We start from the raw sequence: 15,402 nt of genomic DNA on the forward strand, positions 1-15,402 counted from the left end.
TTTCCTGGAGCTCCTTTCCGCGCCCACCGGTGGCGGCGGCGCCCGCGCGGGCGCCGCCGTGGTCCGATATGAGGGGAGGGGCCGGGTCAGGCCGCCGCGGAGCGACGGCGGTCCACGGCCTTCGCCGTGACGTCGGTGAGCAGCTGCATCCCGAAGGCCAGCGCCGCCAGCACGACCACCGAGCCCCACAGGACCCGCTGGTCGTAGCCCTGGTAGCCGTCCTGGATGGCGGTGGTCCCCAGCCCGCCGCCGCCGATCGCGCCCGCCATCGCCGCGTAGCCGATCAGGGCCACCGCCGTGACGCCGACCGCGCCGACCAGCGCCGCCCGGGCTTCCCCGAGCAGGACCGTCCACACGATCCGCCACCGGCTCGAACCGGTGGTGATCGCGGCCTCGACCACGGTGAAGCTCACCTCGCGCAGCGCGTTCTGCGTGAGGCGCGCGAAGAACGGGATCGCCCCGACCGTCAGCGGCACGATCACCGCCGTGCTGCCGATCGACGTGCCCACCAGCAACCGGGTGAACGAGGCCAGCACCACCAGCAGCACCACGAACGGCACGGACCGCACCACGTCGACGACCACACCGAGCGAGCGGTGCAGCGCCGGTCTCGGGTTCAGCCCGACCGGAGAGCTCAGGTGCAGGAACACCCCGAGCGGCAGTCCGCCGAGGACCGCCAGCGCGGTGGACACCAGCACCATGTAGAGCGTCTCGGCGGTGGCGACGCCGAGCAGCTCACCTACTTCCGCCCAAGGGGTCGGATCACTCACGCCGCGACTCCATCAACGCTGACCGGGGCGCGCCGCACGTGCGCGTCGCGGTCGACCATCCACTTCAGCGCCGACTCCGAGCGCTCGCCGGTGAGACCGATGCGGAACTTCGCCACCGGGGTGTCGCCGAGCCGGGTCAGGCCGCCGCCGAGGATGGACAGCTCCACCCCGAAGCGGCTGGCCGCCTCCGGCAGCAGCGCGCCCACGGCGGCGAAGCCGACGAGGACGACCTCGGCGACCACGTCGTGCCGCACCCCGGGCTGGCCGGTGGCCTGATCGGTCTCGGGCAGCAGGCTGCTGCTGACCCGGCTGCCGGGCTCGGCGACCAGGTCGAGCACCTTGCCGTGCTCGACGACGTGGCCGCCCTCCAGCACCGCCACGTCGTCGGCGATCCGGCGCACCACGGCCATGTCGTGCGTGACCACGAGGACGGTGACGCCGAGTTCGGAGCGCGCCCGGTCCAGCACGGTGAGCACCGAGTCGGTGGTGCCCGGGTCCAGCGCCGACGTCGGCTCGTCGGCGAGCAGCACCGACGGCTTCGCGGCCAGCGCGCGGGCGACCGCGATCCGCTGCCGCTGCCCGCCGGAGAGCCGGTCCGGGTAGACGGGCGCCTTGTCGGTGAGGCCGACGAGGTCGAGCAGCTCGGCGACGCGGCTGCGGCGCTGCGGCGCGGACATCCCCGCGGCCTCCAGCGGCAGCGCCACGTTCCCGGCCGCGGTGCGCTGCCGCAGCAGCGAGTCGCCCTGCGGCACGACACCGATGTGGCGACGGGCCGCGCGGAGCGCGGCGCCCTCCAGCGCGACCAGGTCGGTGCCGTCCACCCGGATGGCTCCCCGGTCGGGCTTCTCCAGCAGCGCGATGCACCGGGCCAGGGTGGACTTGCCCGCGCCGCTCGGGCCGACGACGCCGCACACCGCGCCGGCCGGGACCTCCAGCGAGACGTCGTCGAGGGCGAGGACGTCGGACTGGCCGGACTGCTCGTGCCGGAAGGACTTGCTGAGGTTCTCGACAGTGATCACGATCGCTCCGCATCAGCTCGCGCCGGATCCGCGGACGCATCCGCGACGAACCGGGGAAGGAGGAAACAGAAGGACTCTGGTGAGGTGTGGCCGACGAGGGCCTCGCCCGTCAGCCGATGCGGCGACAGGCCGTCGTGGTGCGGCGTCCGTGATCGATGACCCGGCGCTGGGTCAACGCGAGCTCCTGCGGGCCGGATCCGGCGCGGGCGCGGCCACCGCGGGCCTGCCGACGACCGGTCCGGGACGCGCGTTCGCCTGCGAGCAGAGTTTCAGCCACCACAACTCCATCGACCCTGGCGTTAGCACCTGCTCCGCGGTGGAGTGGTTGCTGCGGCGTCGTGGAGCCAGGACTCTCGGCCGCTCGGGATGGATTTCCCGATTAGTAGAACGCGGCGACGAGGGCGAGCGCAAGCCGCAAGCCGTCACTATGTGAAATCGTTCGACACATCACATCCCCCTCACGAGGCGAGATGTGAAGTTGCTCGATGTATTCCAGTGACCTTATGTGATCAGGGCAACGGTTTTCCGCCCGGACGGCCTATGGCGAGTTCGCGGGACGCGGGCTCTCGACGACTCAGCGCGCGAGCTCGGCGGCGGCCTCGGCCACCCGGGCGAAGTCCGCGACGGCCAGCTGCTCGCCCCGCGTCGTCGGCTCCACCCCGGCGGCGCGCAGCAGCTGCTCGGCGCGGGCGGCCCCTCCCGCCCATCCCGCCAGCGCGGCCCGCAGCGTCTTGCGCCGCTGGGCGAAGGCGGCGTCGATCGCGGCGAACACCTGGGCGCGCGGCGCCGCCGAGGGCGGCTCGACGCGGGAGAACGACACCAGTCCGGAGTCCACGTTCGGCACCGGCCAGAACACGGAGCGCGGCACCGGCCCGGCCCGGCGGACGTCGGCGAACCAGGCCGCCTTCGCGCTCGGCACCCCGTAGGTGCGCCCGCCCGGCTTGGCGGCGAGCCGCTCGGCCACCTCGGACTGCACCATCACCAGGCCGGTGCGCAGGGTCGGCAGCTCCGCCAGCAGGTGCAGCACCACCGGCACGGCGACGTTGTAGGGCAGGTTCGCGACCAGCGCGGTGGGCTGCCGCTCGGCGAAGTCGGCCGCCGTGACCCGCAGCGCGTCGGCGGGCAGCACCCGCAACCGGTCCCGCAACGCGGGGGCGAACTCGGCGGCGGTGCCCGGCAGCCGCTCGGCCAGCACCGGATCGATCTCCACCGCGACCACGGCCGCCGCGGCGGGCAGCAGCGCCAGGGTCAGCGAGCCGAGACCGGGGCCGACCTCCAGCACCACGTCCTCGGCGGTGAGCCCGGCCGCGCCCACGATGCGCCGCACCGTGTTCGGGTCGTGCACGAAGTTCTGCCCGAGCCGTTTCGTCGGGCGGATCCCCAGTTCGCCGGCCAGCCGCCGCACATCGGCCGGTCCGAGCAACCGCGCCCTGTCCGCGTGCTGTTCCACGAGGTCAAAGCTACCCGCGCGGGCGCGCGCGGCCGCGATCGCCCCCGGCAACGACGACGACCGGCCACCGGCTCGGGGCCGGTGACCGGTCGTGATCAGCTCTGCGGACTCAGCCCAGGCCGAGCTTGGACGAGCAGCCCGGCCAGGCGCCGTAGCTGCCGCCGCGCGCGTCGCGCACCTTGCTGGCGACCGAGATCTGCTGCTCCCGGCTGGCCTGGTGCGGGTACGCGGCGTACTGGTCGCCGCCGTAGGCGTCCCAGGTGCTCTTGTCGAACTGGAGACCGCCGTAGTAGCCGTTGCCGGTGTTGATCGACCAGTTGCCGCCGGCCTCGCACTGGACCAGCTTGTCCCAGACCGCGCCGTTCGGCGGGGGCTTGATGCCCACGCGCACGACCTTCTCGGTGGGCTCCTTGGTGACCTTCTCGCCCACGGCCTCGCGGCCGGTCTCCTCGCCGTTGCGGGTGGTGACCCGGGTGAAGACGATCTTCTCGCCGGGCGTGCCCTGGCTCTCGACCTTCTCCTCGCCCTTGAGCATCGAGGAGTCCTCGATCTCCTTCACCGGAGGCTCGATCGGCACGGTCACGTTCACGACGGTGCTGCCGGTGCGGTCGATCTGGACCTGGGCGCCGCTGACGATCTTCTGATCGCCGCCGGGCGTGATGTGGTCCTCCGGCCCGAGCTGGAGCTTCTGCTCCCGGACCAGCTCGTCCACGGTCACCGCGGTCGTGGTCAGCTGCCGGGGCTCGCCTGCGCCATCGGTGATGGTGATGTCCTTGGCGGTCTTGACCACCAGGTCCATTCCCTGCTCGGGCACGGCCGAGCTGCGGGAGGCGGAGACCCAGGCGCCGTCGTCGGCGACGCCGAGCTGTCGCAGCGCCTGGCCCACGGTCACCGACCGGACCCACTCCTCGCGCTGCTCCCCGTCGACGGTCATCTTGAGCAGACGGCCGCGGTCCAGGGTGATGGTGTCGTTGTGGCCGACCTTCGCCTGCGGCGAGGGGCTCAGCGCGTCGTGCTCGCCGACGCTGATGCCCTCGTCCTCGAGGACCTCGCCCACGGTCGACTCGTAGGTGTTGACCTGGCGTTCCTTGCCGTCGATCTCGACGGTCACGGACTTGTCCATCGCGGCGGCGGCGCCGCCGGTGCCGGTCAGGGTGAGGATGACCGCCGCGACCGCGCCCTTGAGGAAGCGCTGCTTCCACGACGTGATCGCCTCGACCACCTCGGGGGAAGGAGCGGCCGCGCCGTCGCCCTCGCCGAGCTCCTCGGGCAGCACCAGCGGCGGCATGACCACGGTCTCGGCGTTGATGAGCCGGATCAGCTCTTCGACGTCGATGTCCGCGGTGGCCAGCATCTCGTCGGCCTGCGGGCCGAGCGCCTCGAGCACGTCGTCCGGCGTGATCTCGAGCGCGCCGGGCGGGAAGCTCGGGTGGTCCTGGGCCGGGTACCGGCCGGTCAGGGGGGCGAAGGGCTGCTCCGCGGTGATCTCCGCGTCGCTCTCCCGGTCGAGCAGGCCGACCGCGGCCGACTGCTGCACCGGGCTGAACCAGTCCGTCGAAGCGTTGAAGGATTCGCCCCAGTAGCCGTCCGCCGAGTTCTCGGCGGGGGCGTTGCCATGGGCACCAGGGATGCCGCGTCCGTTCACAGGGTCGCTACCTCTCGAAAGCGAGAAGCCGCCCGCAGCGCGAGGGTGTTCGCGTGGAGTTCGCCGAACATGGGCCGTCGAACTCCTCCACCTGCCGCTGCGCGACTTCGTGCTTCGTTTCCGTATCCGACTCCCGTAGCCAAGCGCCGTCTTAGCCGATACCAGATGCGAACAGGTCTCGTTCCCAGTTCGATCCGCGGCACCGACTTCCCCGACGTACCCGGCGGCGACTAGCGGGCGTTCCCGTGACTGCGTTGTCATCGGTTACGAGGCCGAGACTCTAGCGTGATCCTCCGGACCCGCCAAGAGCCCGCCTCGCACTGTGATCTGGGTTACGCCGAAATGCCGCGCAACCGCGCACCGTCCGTGATCGCGAGGGCTGATCGTTCGCGTGCGAACCCCTGTTTTCCCATCGCTGCCCCGGATTCTCCGCCGTCCCGCCGAGCGCGCGGATCACGGCGACCCCTCCGGCGGTCGTTCCTGGTGAGCGGATCACGAGACCACCCGGCCGGGTCTCGGGCGGCGGCGGGTGGGGCGCGGGCGGCAGGAGAGCGGCGTCATCTCCCGCCGCCCGCGGCAGGGGCGGCACCGGTCACTCGGCTGCGCACGGTGATGACGAACATCACCTCGTCACACGGCCGAGCGATCTCGGGGCCCGAAGCCTGTCCGCCGTCCTCCGGAGACCGCGGGTCACCGGGGTCCGGGCGCTCGTCCGAGCCCGGATCGGCGGCGCGGGAGGGGAGAGATCCCGCCGTCCGCGCACCGGAGGTTCGACGGCAGGCGGTCAACGGGGGAGGCCCAGCTTCTCGGCGCAGGACGGCCAGGCGCCGTAGCCGTCCCGGTCGTCGCGCAGCGAGGTGGCCACCGAGATCTGCTGCTCGCGCGAGGCGCGGTGCGGGTAGGCGGAGAAGGACTGGCCGCCGTAGGCCACCCAGGTCCGGCGGTCGAACTGGAGCCCGCCGTAGTAGCCGTTGCCGGTGTTGGTCGACCAGTCGCCGCCGGACTCGCAGTGCGCGAGCCGGTCCCAGACCGAGCCGGAGCGGTCCTCGGCGGTGGATTCCGGTCGTGCCGGGTCGGCGGCGTTCGCCACCGGCGCCGCGCCCAGCGCGATGGTGGCGGCGAGACCGATCCTGGTGATGCCACGGATGTGCATGCGAGTCCTGACTGCCGTGCTTCCGGACCGGGGCCGCGGCGGGCCGGGCCCTCCGGCGCCCACTGCTCGCCGGAGTCCACTGTGGCCGATCGCCGAGCTGGTCCCCTCCCGGCTTCCGGGGAGGACGCTAGGTCGCCGGACGGGGGTCGCAAGTCCGTGCGCTCCCACGGCGACTTAGCACAGCACGCTCAGTCAGATCAGGTCAGGAACCCCCTACCTGATCGAGACCGAACACCCGCTCGGCCGTGGCGGTGGTGGACACGGCGAGTTCAGCGAGATCGGCGCCGCGCAGCTCCGCGAGATCCCTCAGGGTGTAATTGACGCAGTACGGCTCGTTCGGTCGTCCGCGGAACGGGTGCGGGGTGAGGAACGGGGCGTCGGTCTCGACCAGCATCTGCTCCACCGGCACCAGCCGCGCCGCTTCGCGCAGGCCCGCCGCGTTGGCGCCCCGGAACGTCGCGGTGCCCGCGAACGACAGCACGAAGCCGCGGTCGACGCAGGCCTTCGCGAACTCGGCGTCGCCGGAGAAGCAGTGGAAGACCACCTGCTCCGGTGCGCCTTCCTCGACGAGGATGCGCAGCACGTCCTCGTGCGCGTCCCGGTCGTGGATCATCAGCGGCTTGCCGGTGCGCTTGGCCAGGTCGATGTGCCAGCGGAACGCCTCGTGCTGCGGCTCCGGCGGGGAGAAGTCCCAGTAGTAGTCGAGGCCGGTCTCGCCGATGGCGACCACCCGGGGCCGCAGGGCCAGTTCCTCCAGCACCTGTCGCTCGGCCTCGCCGAAGTCCTTCGCCCGGGTGGGGTGCAGCGCCACGGCGGCGAACACCCGATCGTCCCAAGTGGACGCTTCGGCCGCCCAGCGCGCGGCCGCGACGTCGTCGGCGACGGTGATCACGCGGGTGATCCCGGCCGCCTCGGCCCGGTCGAGGAGCACCCGCACGTCGGCGGCGGTCTCGGCGCCGCAGGCGTCGAGGTGGGTGTGCGCGTCCACCGCGGGCGCGGGCAGCGCCTCGGGCTCCGGCGGCCGCTCCTTCTTGTCCTTCTTGCTCACCGTCCACCCTTCGCGAGCTCGTCCCGGCCGCGCGCAGCCTACGGTTCCCCGGCGGATCCCGGGGATCCCGGTCCGCGGCCCGGGACGAGCTCGCGGCCGGGCCGTCAGCCGCGAGCGGCCAAGACCGCCTGGTAGAGGTCGTTCTTGCGGACGCCCGAGAGCTCGGCGACCTCGGCGACCGCGTCCTTCAGGCGCATCCCCCCGGCGGCGCGCTCCTCGACGCGGGGAACGAGGTCGGCCGGGTCCCGCGAGACGGGTGCGGCGCCGGCGAGCACCACCGTGATCTCGCCGCGCACCTCGTCCGCGGCCCACTCCGCGAGCGAGCCGAGGTCGCCGCGGCGCACCTCCTCGTAGGTCTTGGTCAGCTCCCGGCACACCGCCGCCGCCCGCTCGGCGCCCAGCACCGCCACCGCGTCGGCGAGGGTGTCGGCGAGCCGCCGGGGCGATTCGAAGAACACGCAGGTCCGCTCCTCGGCCAGCAACCGCCCGAACCAGCGCCGCCGCTCCCCCTGCTTGCGCGGCGGGAAGCCCTCGAAGCAGAACCGGTCCGAGGGCAGGCCCGACAGCGCGAGCGCCGTGGTCACCGCGGACGGCCCGGGCAGGCAGGTCACCGGCAGGTCGGCGGCGACGCAGGCCGCGACCAGCCGGTACCCGGGGTCGGAGACGCTGGGCATCCCGGCGTCGGTCACCAGCAGCACGTCCTGCCCGCCGCGCAGCGATTCGAGCAGGCGCGGGGTGCGGGCCGCCTCCACGTCCTCGTAGTAGCTGATGACCTTGCCGGCCGGGGTCACGCCGAGCGAGCTCGCGAGCGCGCGCACCCGGCGGGTGTCCTCGGCGGCGACGATCGCGGACGAGGACAGGGCGTCGACCAGCCGGGCCGAGGCGTCGCGGGCGTCACCGAGCGGGGTCGCGGCGAGCACGAGCGTGCCCGATCCGGATTCGAGGTCCATGAGCACAACCCTACGATTCAGGGGTGACCGTGCTCGTGCCGAACTCCGCAGGCGGCCAAGCCGAGAACCTGACCGGCCCGGGGCAGGTGCCGCCCGCGCGCGAACCCGGATCCCGGGACGCCCGGGCGCTGCTCGCCCCGAAGCTGCCGGCCGACCGGACGCGCGGCTGGATCGTGACGGTGGTGATCGGTCTGATCGCCGGGGTGGTGCGGCTCTGGGACCTGGGCCACGCCACCGACAAGGGGACGCCGGTCTTCGACGAGAAGTACTACGCGATCCAGGCGTGGCAGATGCTGCGCAACGGCGGCTACGAGGACAACCCCGGCTACGAGGTCGTGGCGCACCCACCGGTGGGCAAGCAGCTGATCGCGATCGGCGAGTGGTTGTTCGGGTACGGCCCGTTCGGCTGGCGGGTCTCGGCCGCGCTGGCGGGCGCGGTGATGGTCGTGCTGCTGGTGCGCATCGCGCGGCGGCTCACCCGCTCCACGCTGCTCGGGGCGCTCGCCGGGATCCTGCTGATCTGCGACGGCCTCAGCCACGTGCAGTCCCGGGTCGGGATGCTGGACGTCTTCCAGGCGCTGTTCGTGCTCGCGGCGTTCGCGCTGCTGCTGGTGGACCGCGATCAGGTGCGGCAGCGGCTGGCCGACGTGGTCGCCGAGGGCCGGATCGGCGACAGCCGGTGGGGGCCTCGGCTGGGGTTCCGGTGGTGGCGCTTCGCCGCCGGGCTCTCGCTCGGTCTCACCTGCGGGGTGAAGTGGAACGGCATCTACTACATCATGGCGTTCGGCCTGCTCAGCGTGCTCTGGGACGCGCTGGCGCGGCGGACGGCCGGGGTGGAGCGGCCGTGGGCGGGCGCGCTGGTGCGGGACGTGGTGCCCGCGCTGGGCTCGCTGCTGGCGCTGCCGCTCGCGGTGTACTTCGCGACCTGGGCGAACTGGTTCGCCAGCGAGACCGCCACCGACCGGCACGCGGCGATCATCGCCGACGACGTGGGGTTCGGCTTCCTGCCCGCCCCGCTGCGGTCGCTGCTGTACTACCAGCTCAACGTGCTCGACTTCCACACCCACCTGTCCACCGGGAGCAACCCGCACCCGTGGGAGTCGAAGCCGTGGGCGTGGCCGATGGGCATGCGCCCGATGCTCTACTACTACGAGTCGGGCCTGCCGGGCTGCGGTGAGTCGAACTGCGTGCAGGCGACGATGCTGCTGGGAACGCCCGCGCTGTGGTGGTTGTCGCTGCCGGTGGCGGCCTGGGCGATCTGGCGGGCGGTGAGCCGGTTGGACTGGCGCTACACCGCGGTCCTGGTCGGCTACGCCGCCGGGTACCTGCCCTGGTTCGTGAACCTGGACCGGCAGATGTACTACTTCTACGCGACGCCGATGGCGCCGTTCCTGGTGCTGGGGATCGTGCTGGTGCTCGGCGAGGTGCTGGGCGCCGCACCCGAGCACACCGAGCGGCGCCGGACGGGACTGCTGCTGGTCGCGCTCTACGTGGGCCTCGTCGTGGCGAACTTCGTCTGGCTCTGGCCGATCCTGAACGGGTTCCCGATCACCCAGGAGCACTGGCAAGCGGAGCTCTGGCTCCCCTCCTGGCGGTGACGCGGGCCCCCGCCCGGTCGTGCCGGCCGGGCGGGGGCGCTCCGCTCAGGACAGTTCGGCGAGCGCGGCCCGGAGGGCGGCCACGGACTCGGTGATCTCCTCCGGGGTGACCGTGAGCGCGGGGCGGAAGCGCAGCGAGTCCGGGCCCGAGGGCAGGAACAGCGTGCGGTGCCGGTCGCGGGCCAGGCCGATCGCGGCGTCCCGGGACCGCGCGTCGCGGAAGGTCACCGCGCACATCAGCCCGCGCCCGCGCGGCGAGCTGATCAGCCCGTCGAACTCCACGGCCAGCGCGCCGAGCTCGCCGAGCAGCAGCTCGCCCATCCGGCGGCTGTGCTCGAACAGCCCGTCCCGCTCGACGACCTCCAGGATCCGGGTCGCTCGCACCATGTCGACCAGCGAGCCGCCCCAGGTGGAGCTGATCCGGCTGGCCTCGCGGAAGGCGTTGTCCTCGATCTCCAGCACCCGGCGCCCGCCCATCACGCCGCACACCTGCAACCTCTTGCCGAAGGCCACCAGGTCGGGCTCCAGCCCGAGCTCCTGGTGCGCCCAGGCTCCGCCGGTGAGCGCACCGGTCTGCACCTCGTCGGCGACGGTGAGCACGTCGTGACGTCGGCAGAGCTCCTGCACCGCGCCGAGGAACAGCGGCCGCAGGTGCCGGTCGCCGCCCTCGCCCTGCACGGGCTCGTAGACGAAGCAGGCGATCTCGTGCCCGTAGCGGCGCAGCGCGGCCTCGGCCGCGTCCAGCGCGACCCGCTCCTCCGCCAGCAGCTCCGGCTCGTCCCAGCGGGGGCCGGGGGCGATGGCGGGGCTGGGGATGCGCGGCCAGTCGAACATCGGGTAGTCGCGGACCTTCGCCGGGTCCGTGTTGGTCAGCGAGAGGGTGTAGCCGCTGCGCCCGTGGAACGCGCGCTCCAGGTGCAGCACCCGGCTGCCGCGGGCACCGATGCCGTGCCGGGCGTTGTGCTTGGTCTTCCAGTCGAAGGCGACCTTGAGCGCGTTCTCGACGGCGAGCGTCCCGCCGTCGATGAAGAACAGCAGCGGCAGCTCCGGCACGCCGACCACGCGGCGGAAGGTCTCGGCGAAGCGGGCCTGCTCGACGGTGGCGAAGTCCGGGTTGGCCGGCTTGACGCGGGCGGTGCGCAGCAGGGCCTCCTCGAACCGCGGGTCGCGCAGGTCCGGGTGGCCGTGCCCGAGGGGCGCGGAGCTGAAGAACATCGTCATGTCCAGGTACTCGGTGCCGTCGCGCAGGTCGCGCAGGCGGCAGCCGTCCCCGGAGTCGAGGTCCACGACGATGTCCAGCAGGTCTCCGGTGACCTGCGCGCGGAGCGCGGGCACCACGTGCCGGACGTCGTCGTCGGTGCCGGTGGTCTTCTCGAGTGCGGCTTCCTGCTGGGTGGTCATGTCAGCCTCCTCGTGCGCGGTGCGGTCGCGGTGACGCCGTCCTACTCACGAAAAATTATGACCATCGACCCATCAAGATCACAATAATATTCAGCCAAAACGCCGCATCGCGAAAATATTTCTTTCGCTCAGCGTCAACGCGGCATCGTCGGCCCCTGAACGCGGAACCGCCCGGCCGGTCCCGGGGTTCCGGGGCCGACCGGGCGGTCGCCGAGGTGTCGCGCCCCGGGAACCGGGGCGGCGGGTCAGTCGATGCTCTTGAGCAGCCGCTCGACCTCCGCGAGCCGCTCGCTCAGCCGCGCCAGCTCCTCGCGCAGGGAGTCCTGCTTGGCCACGGCCTCCTCGGCGAGCTTCCGGTAGGCGGCCATCGCCACGGCGTCGGCGCGATGCCGTTGCAGGCGGAAGTAAGCGCTGACGCTGACCGTGATGCCGACCACGACGATCAGCACGATCACGATGGCCACGAACGCTCCGGACATGTCGAGATTTCCTCCCCAGGGTCGACCGCGCGCGTCGCCGACGAGCGGTCAGTGGTCCTCCTCCTCGTCCGCGCGGAGCGCGGCGAGGACCGTGTCCACCGTCAGGTCCAACTCGAACGGCACCAGTTCGAAGTACTTCATCGCCTTGCCGTCCGAGGAGAGCTCGAGCTTACCGGTGACCAAGCCCGCACCCTCCAGACGTTCCAGGTGCATGTAGAGCAGCGGGCGGGAAAGCCGGAGCCTGCGGGCGAGCTCGCTCACGTGCACCCGGCCCTCGGACAGACCGGCGATGATCCGCAGCCGCTGGGTGTGCCCGATCGCGGAGAGCAGGGCCAGCAGTTCTTCGCTGTTCACGACCCCTCCTCCCCGATTTCGGACGTCGATCCCGGCGACGCCAAGATACGTGATTCCGGCATCCGCCCTCCTCGGCGGACGCGGTGCCCCGACCCGCTCGCCGGGGCACCGCCCGCGATCACCCCGCCGAGGCGGGGACCGCCTCCCGGTCCCGGTCCCGGCCGCCGCGCGACGTCCGGATCCGGCCGGGCCACCAGCTGCGCTCGCCGAGCAGCACCATGAGCGAGGGCAGCACCAGCACGCGGATCACGAACGCGTCCAGCAGCACCGCCACGGCCAGCCCCAGCCCGAGCTGCTTCATCTCCGGCAGGCCGGTGAACACGAAGCTCAGGAACACCGAGACCATGACGATCGCCGCGCTGGTGACCACCCCGGCCGAGGACGTGATGCCCTCGTGCACTGCCTTCGAGGTGGGCAGGCCGCGCTCCACCGCTTCCTTGATCCGGCTGACCACGAAGACGTGGTAGTCCATCGACAGCCCGAACAGGATCACGAACAGGAACAGCGGCACCCGCGAGACGATGAACCCGCCGGACTCGAAGCCCAGCAGCCCCTCGGCCCAGCTGCTCTGGAAGACCAGCACCAGCACGCCGAAGGTGGCGCCCGCGGACAGCAGGTTCAGCAGGATCGACATCCCCGCCAGCACCGCCGAGCGGAACGAGATCAGCATCATCACGAAGGTCAGCAGCAGCACGAAGGCGACCACCCCGGGCAGCGTCTCGGACTGGTGCCCGGCGGTGTCGACGTTGCGGGCGACCCCGCCGCCGACGGCGAACTCGGTGCTGGGCACCCCGCCCAGCTCCGCGAGGGTGAGCTCGCGCAGCTGGTGCAGCGAGGCCGCGGCCTCCGGCGAGTCCGTCGCGTACGGGATGCCGAGCTGCGCGGTGCGCACCAACCCGTCGGCGGAGGTGCGCACCTCGGCGTCGTCCTCGCGGGTGATCGTCGGGTCCTGCTGGGCGCGCTCCACCAGCCGCCGCAGAGCCGCCTCGGCGTCCGCCGCGTGCGCGGAGTCGGAGCGGACGGCGACGAAGTTCGAGGCGCCCTCGGCCGGGAACTCCTCGACGAGGCGCTCGTTCACCTGGATCCCGGGGATGCCCTCGGGCAGCGTGTTGTTGCCCGGCAGTCCCAGTCGCATCGTCAGCGCGGGAGCGGCCAGCAGCAGCATCGCCAGCGCGGAGACCGCGAGGGTCACCCCGGGGCGCTTCATCGACGGCCGCAGCATCGCGGGCCAGAACCGGCCGGGGCCCGGCCGCTCGGCGAGCCGCCCGAAGAACGGAACCCGGGGCCGGTCGATGCGCGGCCCCAGCTTCGCCAGCACGGCGGGCAGCACGGTCAGCGAGCTGATCACCGCCACCAGCACCACCGCGATCGATCCGGTGGCCAGCGAGGCGAACACGACGTCCCCGGCCAGGTAGAGGCTCGCCATCGAGACCATCACGGCGATGCCGGAGACGACCACGGTGTGCCCGGAGGTCGCGGCGGCCAGCTCGATGGCCGCGAAGTGCGAGAGCCTGCCGCCGGAGCGGGCCCGCTCCTCCCGCTCCCGCTTGATGTAGAACAGCGAGTAGTCCACGCCGACGGCCATGCCCAGCAGCAGGATGATGTTCTTGACCGTCCCCACGTCGGGGATGAGGTGCGAGGTCAGCGCGGACAGCGACATCGCCGTGACCACGCAGGACAGCGCCAGCAGCACCGGCACCCCGGCGCCGAGCAGCGAACCGAACACCATCAGCAGGATGATCACCGTGACCGGCAGGGTGATCTTCTCCCCGAGCGCCAGGTCCTCGCCGAGCTGCTCGTCGATGCCCTGGTCGATGGAGACCGCGCCGGTCTGCTCGACCCGGAGGCCCGGGTGGGCCTGCTGCACCGAGGCGGTCTGCTCCAGCAACGCGCCGACCTCGGGCAGGGCCTGCTTGTCGTCGCCGGTCATCCGCACCGGGACCAGGAGCGCGTTGCCGCTGGGAGCGCGGACCGGCTCGCCGACCTCGGCGACCGCGGGCAGCGCGCGCATCCGCTCCGAGACTTCGCGCGCCGCCGCGTCGGCCTCCGGCGTCAGTCCGCCGCCCGGCGAGGTGATCAGCACCTTCTCCACGACCGGGTCGGTCATGCCGCCCTCGGCCAGCAGCGTCTCGGCGCGGCCCGCCTCGCCGATGCGGTAGTCGGCGCTGGTGGCGTCGACCGTTCCCGCGATGCCGCTGGCGACGACGCAGGCGGCCACGAAGACCACCCAGCCGACGATCGCCTTCCACGGATGGGTGGCACTCCATCGGGCCATCCGCACTGTCACGGATCGCTTCTGCACGTTGCTCAACTCCTATCCGGCGAGCTGCCGGAGCGGTCGCGTCATCACTCCGGTCGGGATGTTTCGCGGACACGTCTTCCCGCGCGTGCGTCGCGGTTCGGCGCATGCGGGGCGGATCTCGGTTCAGTTCTGGGGGGGGAGGTGCGCCGGGGCTCAGCCCCGGCGCCGGATCACTCGGCGGCCGAGCGGGACAGCGGTCCGGCCTCGTCGAGCGTCCGCCTGGCCGCGTCCAGCGGATCGGCGTGCGGCGCGAGCAGGGCGCGGGCGATCCCGGCGTGCAGCCGGGCCGCTCCGGTGACCACGTAGGACAGCGCGAGGCCGAGCACGAAGAACACCGCGGCGACGCCGAGCGCGGTCGGCAGGTCGCCGACCCAGATGCCGAACTCCCCGCCGCCGAAGGCGTTCCGCGGCTGCTCCAGGTAGCCGATCATCACGCCGTGCGTGGTGATCCCGCCGGCGAAGTCCTGCGGGATCGACCAGAACCACAGCGGAACGGTGATCATGCCGACGAAGGCGAGCCACACCGCGAGCACCACGGCGTCCAGCACCAGCAGCGGGACGTAGAGCAGCACCAGGTACACCAGGTCCCGCAGCGTGGCCGGGTCCGCCCAGCGCGTCTTGAGCTGGGCGAACAGCCCGCTGCCCACGACCTCCCGGTACGCGGCCGGGATCGGCTCGATGACCATGGCGGCGCGGAAGCGCTCCACGTTCGCGCTGCCGCGCACCACGACCGCGGCCGCCACGAGCAGCGGGAGCCCGATCCAGACGATGCTCAGCACCCCGGCGGTGAGCACGACGGTGAGGGCGACGGAGAACAGCAGGGTTCCGGTGAACAGGTAGGTGGCGAGGTATCCGGTCGCCGCCCAGGGGGCGGGCGAGAAGAACATCCGGAGGGGGTTGCCGTGCGTTCGGTGCGCACTGCCGACGGCGGTCATTCGTAGCTCCTCAACAACTGCTCCACGGATTCCACCCGGGCGGAGAGCTCACCCAACCGGAACCGCAGCCCGGCCTGCTCCGCCACGGATCGTTCGACGAAGGTGCGGTAGTGGGCGTTCGCCACGGCGTCGATCCGGTGCGCTTGCAACCGGAAGTACGACACGAGGCTCACCGAGATTCCCCCCACGACCACCAGCACGATCAAGGCGCCGACCATACCGGGATCCCTTCCTTGTCCGGGGCTTCTTCCACCGCGTTCCACCCGGTCGTCGACGTGCCCGGCGCCGGCCGTTCGGC

General features: G+C 72.4%; 14 protein-coding genes, 1 pseudogene and 1 riboswitch. Of the genes and pseudogenes, 1 reads left to right on the forward strand and 14 read right to left on the reverse strand.

The features are described from left to right. Positions 1-86: 86 nt before the first annotated feature. The 8 genes and pseudogenes from ACL03H_RS22040 to rsmI all read right to left on the reverse strand — a co-directional run bounded on the left by ACL03H_RS22040 (position 87) and on the right by rsmI (position 8,035). A complete protein-coding gene (locus tag ACL03H_RS22040) occupies positions 87-770 on the reverse strand; it encodes a methionine ABC transporter permease (RefSeq protein ID WP_412813206.1) in 684 nt (227 codons plus the stop codon). Next, positions 767-1,789: a methionine ABC transporter ATP-binding protein gene (locus ACL03H_RS22045; RefSeq protein ID WP_412813207.1), complete on the reverse strand. Its 1,023-nt coding sequence runs from the start codon at positions 1,787-1,789 to the stop codon at positions 767-769. Before ACL03H_RS22045 ends, ACL03H_RS22040 begins: the two co-directional genes overlap by 4 nt. A gap of 109 nt (positions 1,790-1,898) precedes the next feature. Next, a complete protein-coding gene (locus ACL03H_RS22050) occupies positions 1,899-2,066 on the reverse strand; it encodes a hypothetical protein (protein WP_412813208.1) in 168 nt (55 codons plus the stop codon). A 4-nt stretch (positions 2,067-2,070) separates the two neighbouring features. Beyond that, a riboswitch (SAM riboswitch) is annotated at positions 2,071-2,162 on the reverse strand. A 201-nt stretch (positions 2,163-2,363) separates the two neighbouring features. After that, positions 2,364-3,239: a 16S rRNA (adenine(1518)-N(6)/adenine(1519)-N(6))-dimethyltransferase RsmA gene (gene rsmA / locus ACL03H_RS22055; RefSeq protein ID WP_412813209.1), complete on the reverse strand. Its 876-nt coding sequence runs from the start codon at positions 3,237-3,239 to the stop codon at positions 2,364-2,366. Between the two features lie 109 nt (positions 3,240-3,348). Continuing rightward, positions 3,349-4,884 (reverse strand): ubiquitin-like domain-containing protein, encoded by a 1,536-nt coding sequence (locus ACL03H_RS22060; RefSeq protein WP_412813210.1) that lies wholly within the window; start codon positions 4,882-4,884, stop codon positions 3,349-3,351. A gap of 784 nt (positions 4,885-5,668) precedes the next feature. Further along, a pseudogene (locus tag ACL03H_RS22065) lies at positions 5,669-5,920 on the reverse strand (transglycosylase family protein); the annotation flags it as partial. 319 nt (positions 5,921-6,239) lie between these two features. Then, on the reverse strand, positions 6,240-7,085 hold the full coding sequence (locus ACL03H_RS22070; protein WP_412813211.1) for a TatD family hydrolase: 846 nt from the start codon (positions 7,083-7,085) through the stop codon (positions 6,240-6,242). A 104-nt stretch (positions 7,086-7,189) separates the two neighbouring features. Further along, entirely contained in the window at positions 7,190-8,035 is an 846-nt protein-coding gene (rsmI, locus tag ACL03H_RS22075; protein ID WP_412813212.1) for a 16S rRNA (cytidine(1402)-2'-O)-methyltransferase, read from the reverse strand. A gap of 23 nt (positions 8,036-8,058) precedes the next feature. Here rsmI and ACL03H_RS22080 point away from each other — a divergent pair, with 23 nt between their 5' ends. After that, on the forward strand, positions 8,059-9,633 hold the full coding sequence (locus tag ACL03H_RS22080) for a dolichyl-phosphate-mannose--protein mannosyltransferase (protein ID WP_412813213.1): 1,575 nt from the start codon (positions 8,059-8,061) through the stop codon (positions 9,631-9,633). Positions 9,634-9,678: 45 nt separating this feature from the next. On the opposite strand, the gene lat is transcribed toward ACL03H_RS22080, so the two are convergent. From lat to ACL03H_RS22110, 6 genes are all read right to left on the reverse strand, one after another. Further along, complete coding sequence (lat, locus tag ACL03H_RS22085; RefSeq protein ID WP_412813214.1) at positions 9,679-11,034, reverse strand: L-lysine 6-transaminase; 1,356 nt, start codon at positions 11,032-11,034, stop codon at positions 9,679-9,681. Between the two features lie 245 nt (positions 11,035-11,279). Then, entirely contained in the window at positions 11,280-11,513 is a 234-nt protein-coding gene (locus ACL03H_RS22090; protein WP_412813215.1) for a hypothetical protein, read from the reverse strand. 48 nt (positions 11,514-11,561) lie between these two features. Beyond that, complete coding sequence (locus ACL03H_RS22095; RefSeq protein ID WP_412813216.1) at positions 11,562-11,867, reverse strand: ArsR/SmtB family transcription factor; 306 nt, start codon at positions 11,865-11,867, stop codon at positions 11,562-11,564. 118 nt (positions 11,868-11,985) lie between these two features. Further along, the gene (locus ACL03H_RS22100; RefSeq protein WP_412813217.1) at positions 11,986-14,142 is read right to left on the reverse strand and encodes an MMPL family transporter; all 2,157 of its coding nucleotides are present in this window, start codon (positions 14,140-14,142) and stop codon (positions 11,986-11,988) included. Between the two features lie 197 nt (positions 14,143-14,339). After that, a complete protein-coding gene (locus ACL03H_RS22105; RefSeq protein ID WP_412813218.1) occupies positions 14,340-15,104 on the reverse strand; it encodes a sensor domain-containing protein in 765 nt (254 codons plus the stop codon). Next, positions 15,101-15,322, reverse strand: coding sequence for a hypothetical protein (locus ACL03H_RS22110; RefSeq protein ID WP_412813219.1), 222 nt, complete (start codon positions 15,320-15,322; stop codon positions 15,101-15,103). The genes ACL03H_RS22105 and ACL03H_RS22110 overlap by 4 nt, the downstream gene beginning before the upstream one ends. Between the last annotated feature and the right edge of the window lie 80 nt (positions 15,323-15,402).

It is taken from the genome of Saccharopolyspora antibiotica (genome assembly GCF_047200635.1).
Taxonomy (GTDB): Bacteria; Actinomycetota; Actinomycetes; order Mycobacteriales; family Pseudonocardiaceae; genus Saccharopolyspora_C.

Coding starts and splice junctions, on each gene's coding strand:
- rsmI (WP_412813212.1), bottom strand. CDS start 8,035: ATGGACCTCGAATCCGGATCGGGCACGCTCGTGCTCGCCGCGACCCCG.
- lat (WP_412813214.1), bottom strand. CDS start 11,034: ATGACCACCCAGCAGGAAGCCGCACTCGAGAAGACCACCGGCACCGAC.
- ACL03H_RS22090 (WP_412813215.1), bottom strand. CDS start 11,513: ATGTCCGGAGCGTTCGTGGCCATCGTGATCGTGCTGATCGTCGTGGTC.
- ACL03H_RS22100 (WP_412813217.1), bottom strand. CDS start 14,142: ATGGCCCGATGGAGTGCCACCCATCCGTGGAAGGCGATCGTCGGCTGG.
- ACL03H_RS22105 (WP_412813218.1), bottom strand. CDS start 15,104: ATGACCGCCGTCGGCAGTGCGCACCGAACGCACGGCAACCCCCTCCGG.
- ACL03H_RS22110 (WP_412813219.1), bottom strand. CDS start 15,322: ATGGTCGGCGCCTTGATCGTGCTGGTGGTCGTGGGGGGAATCTCGGTG.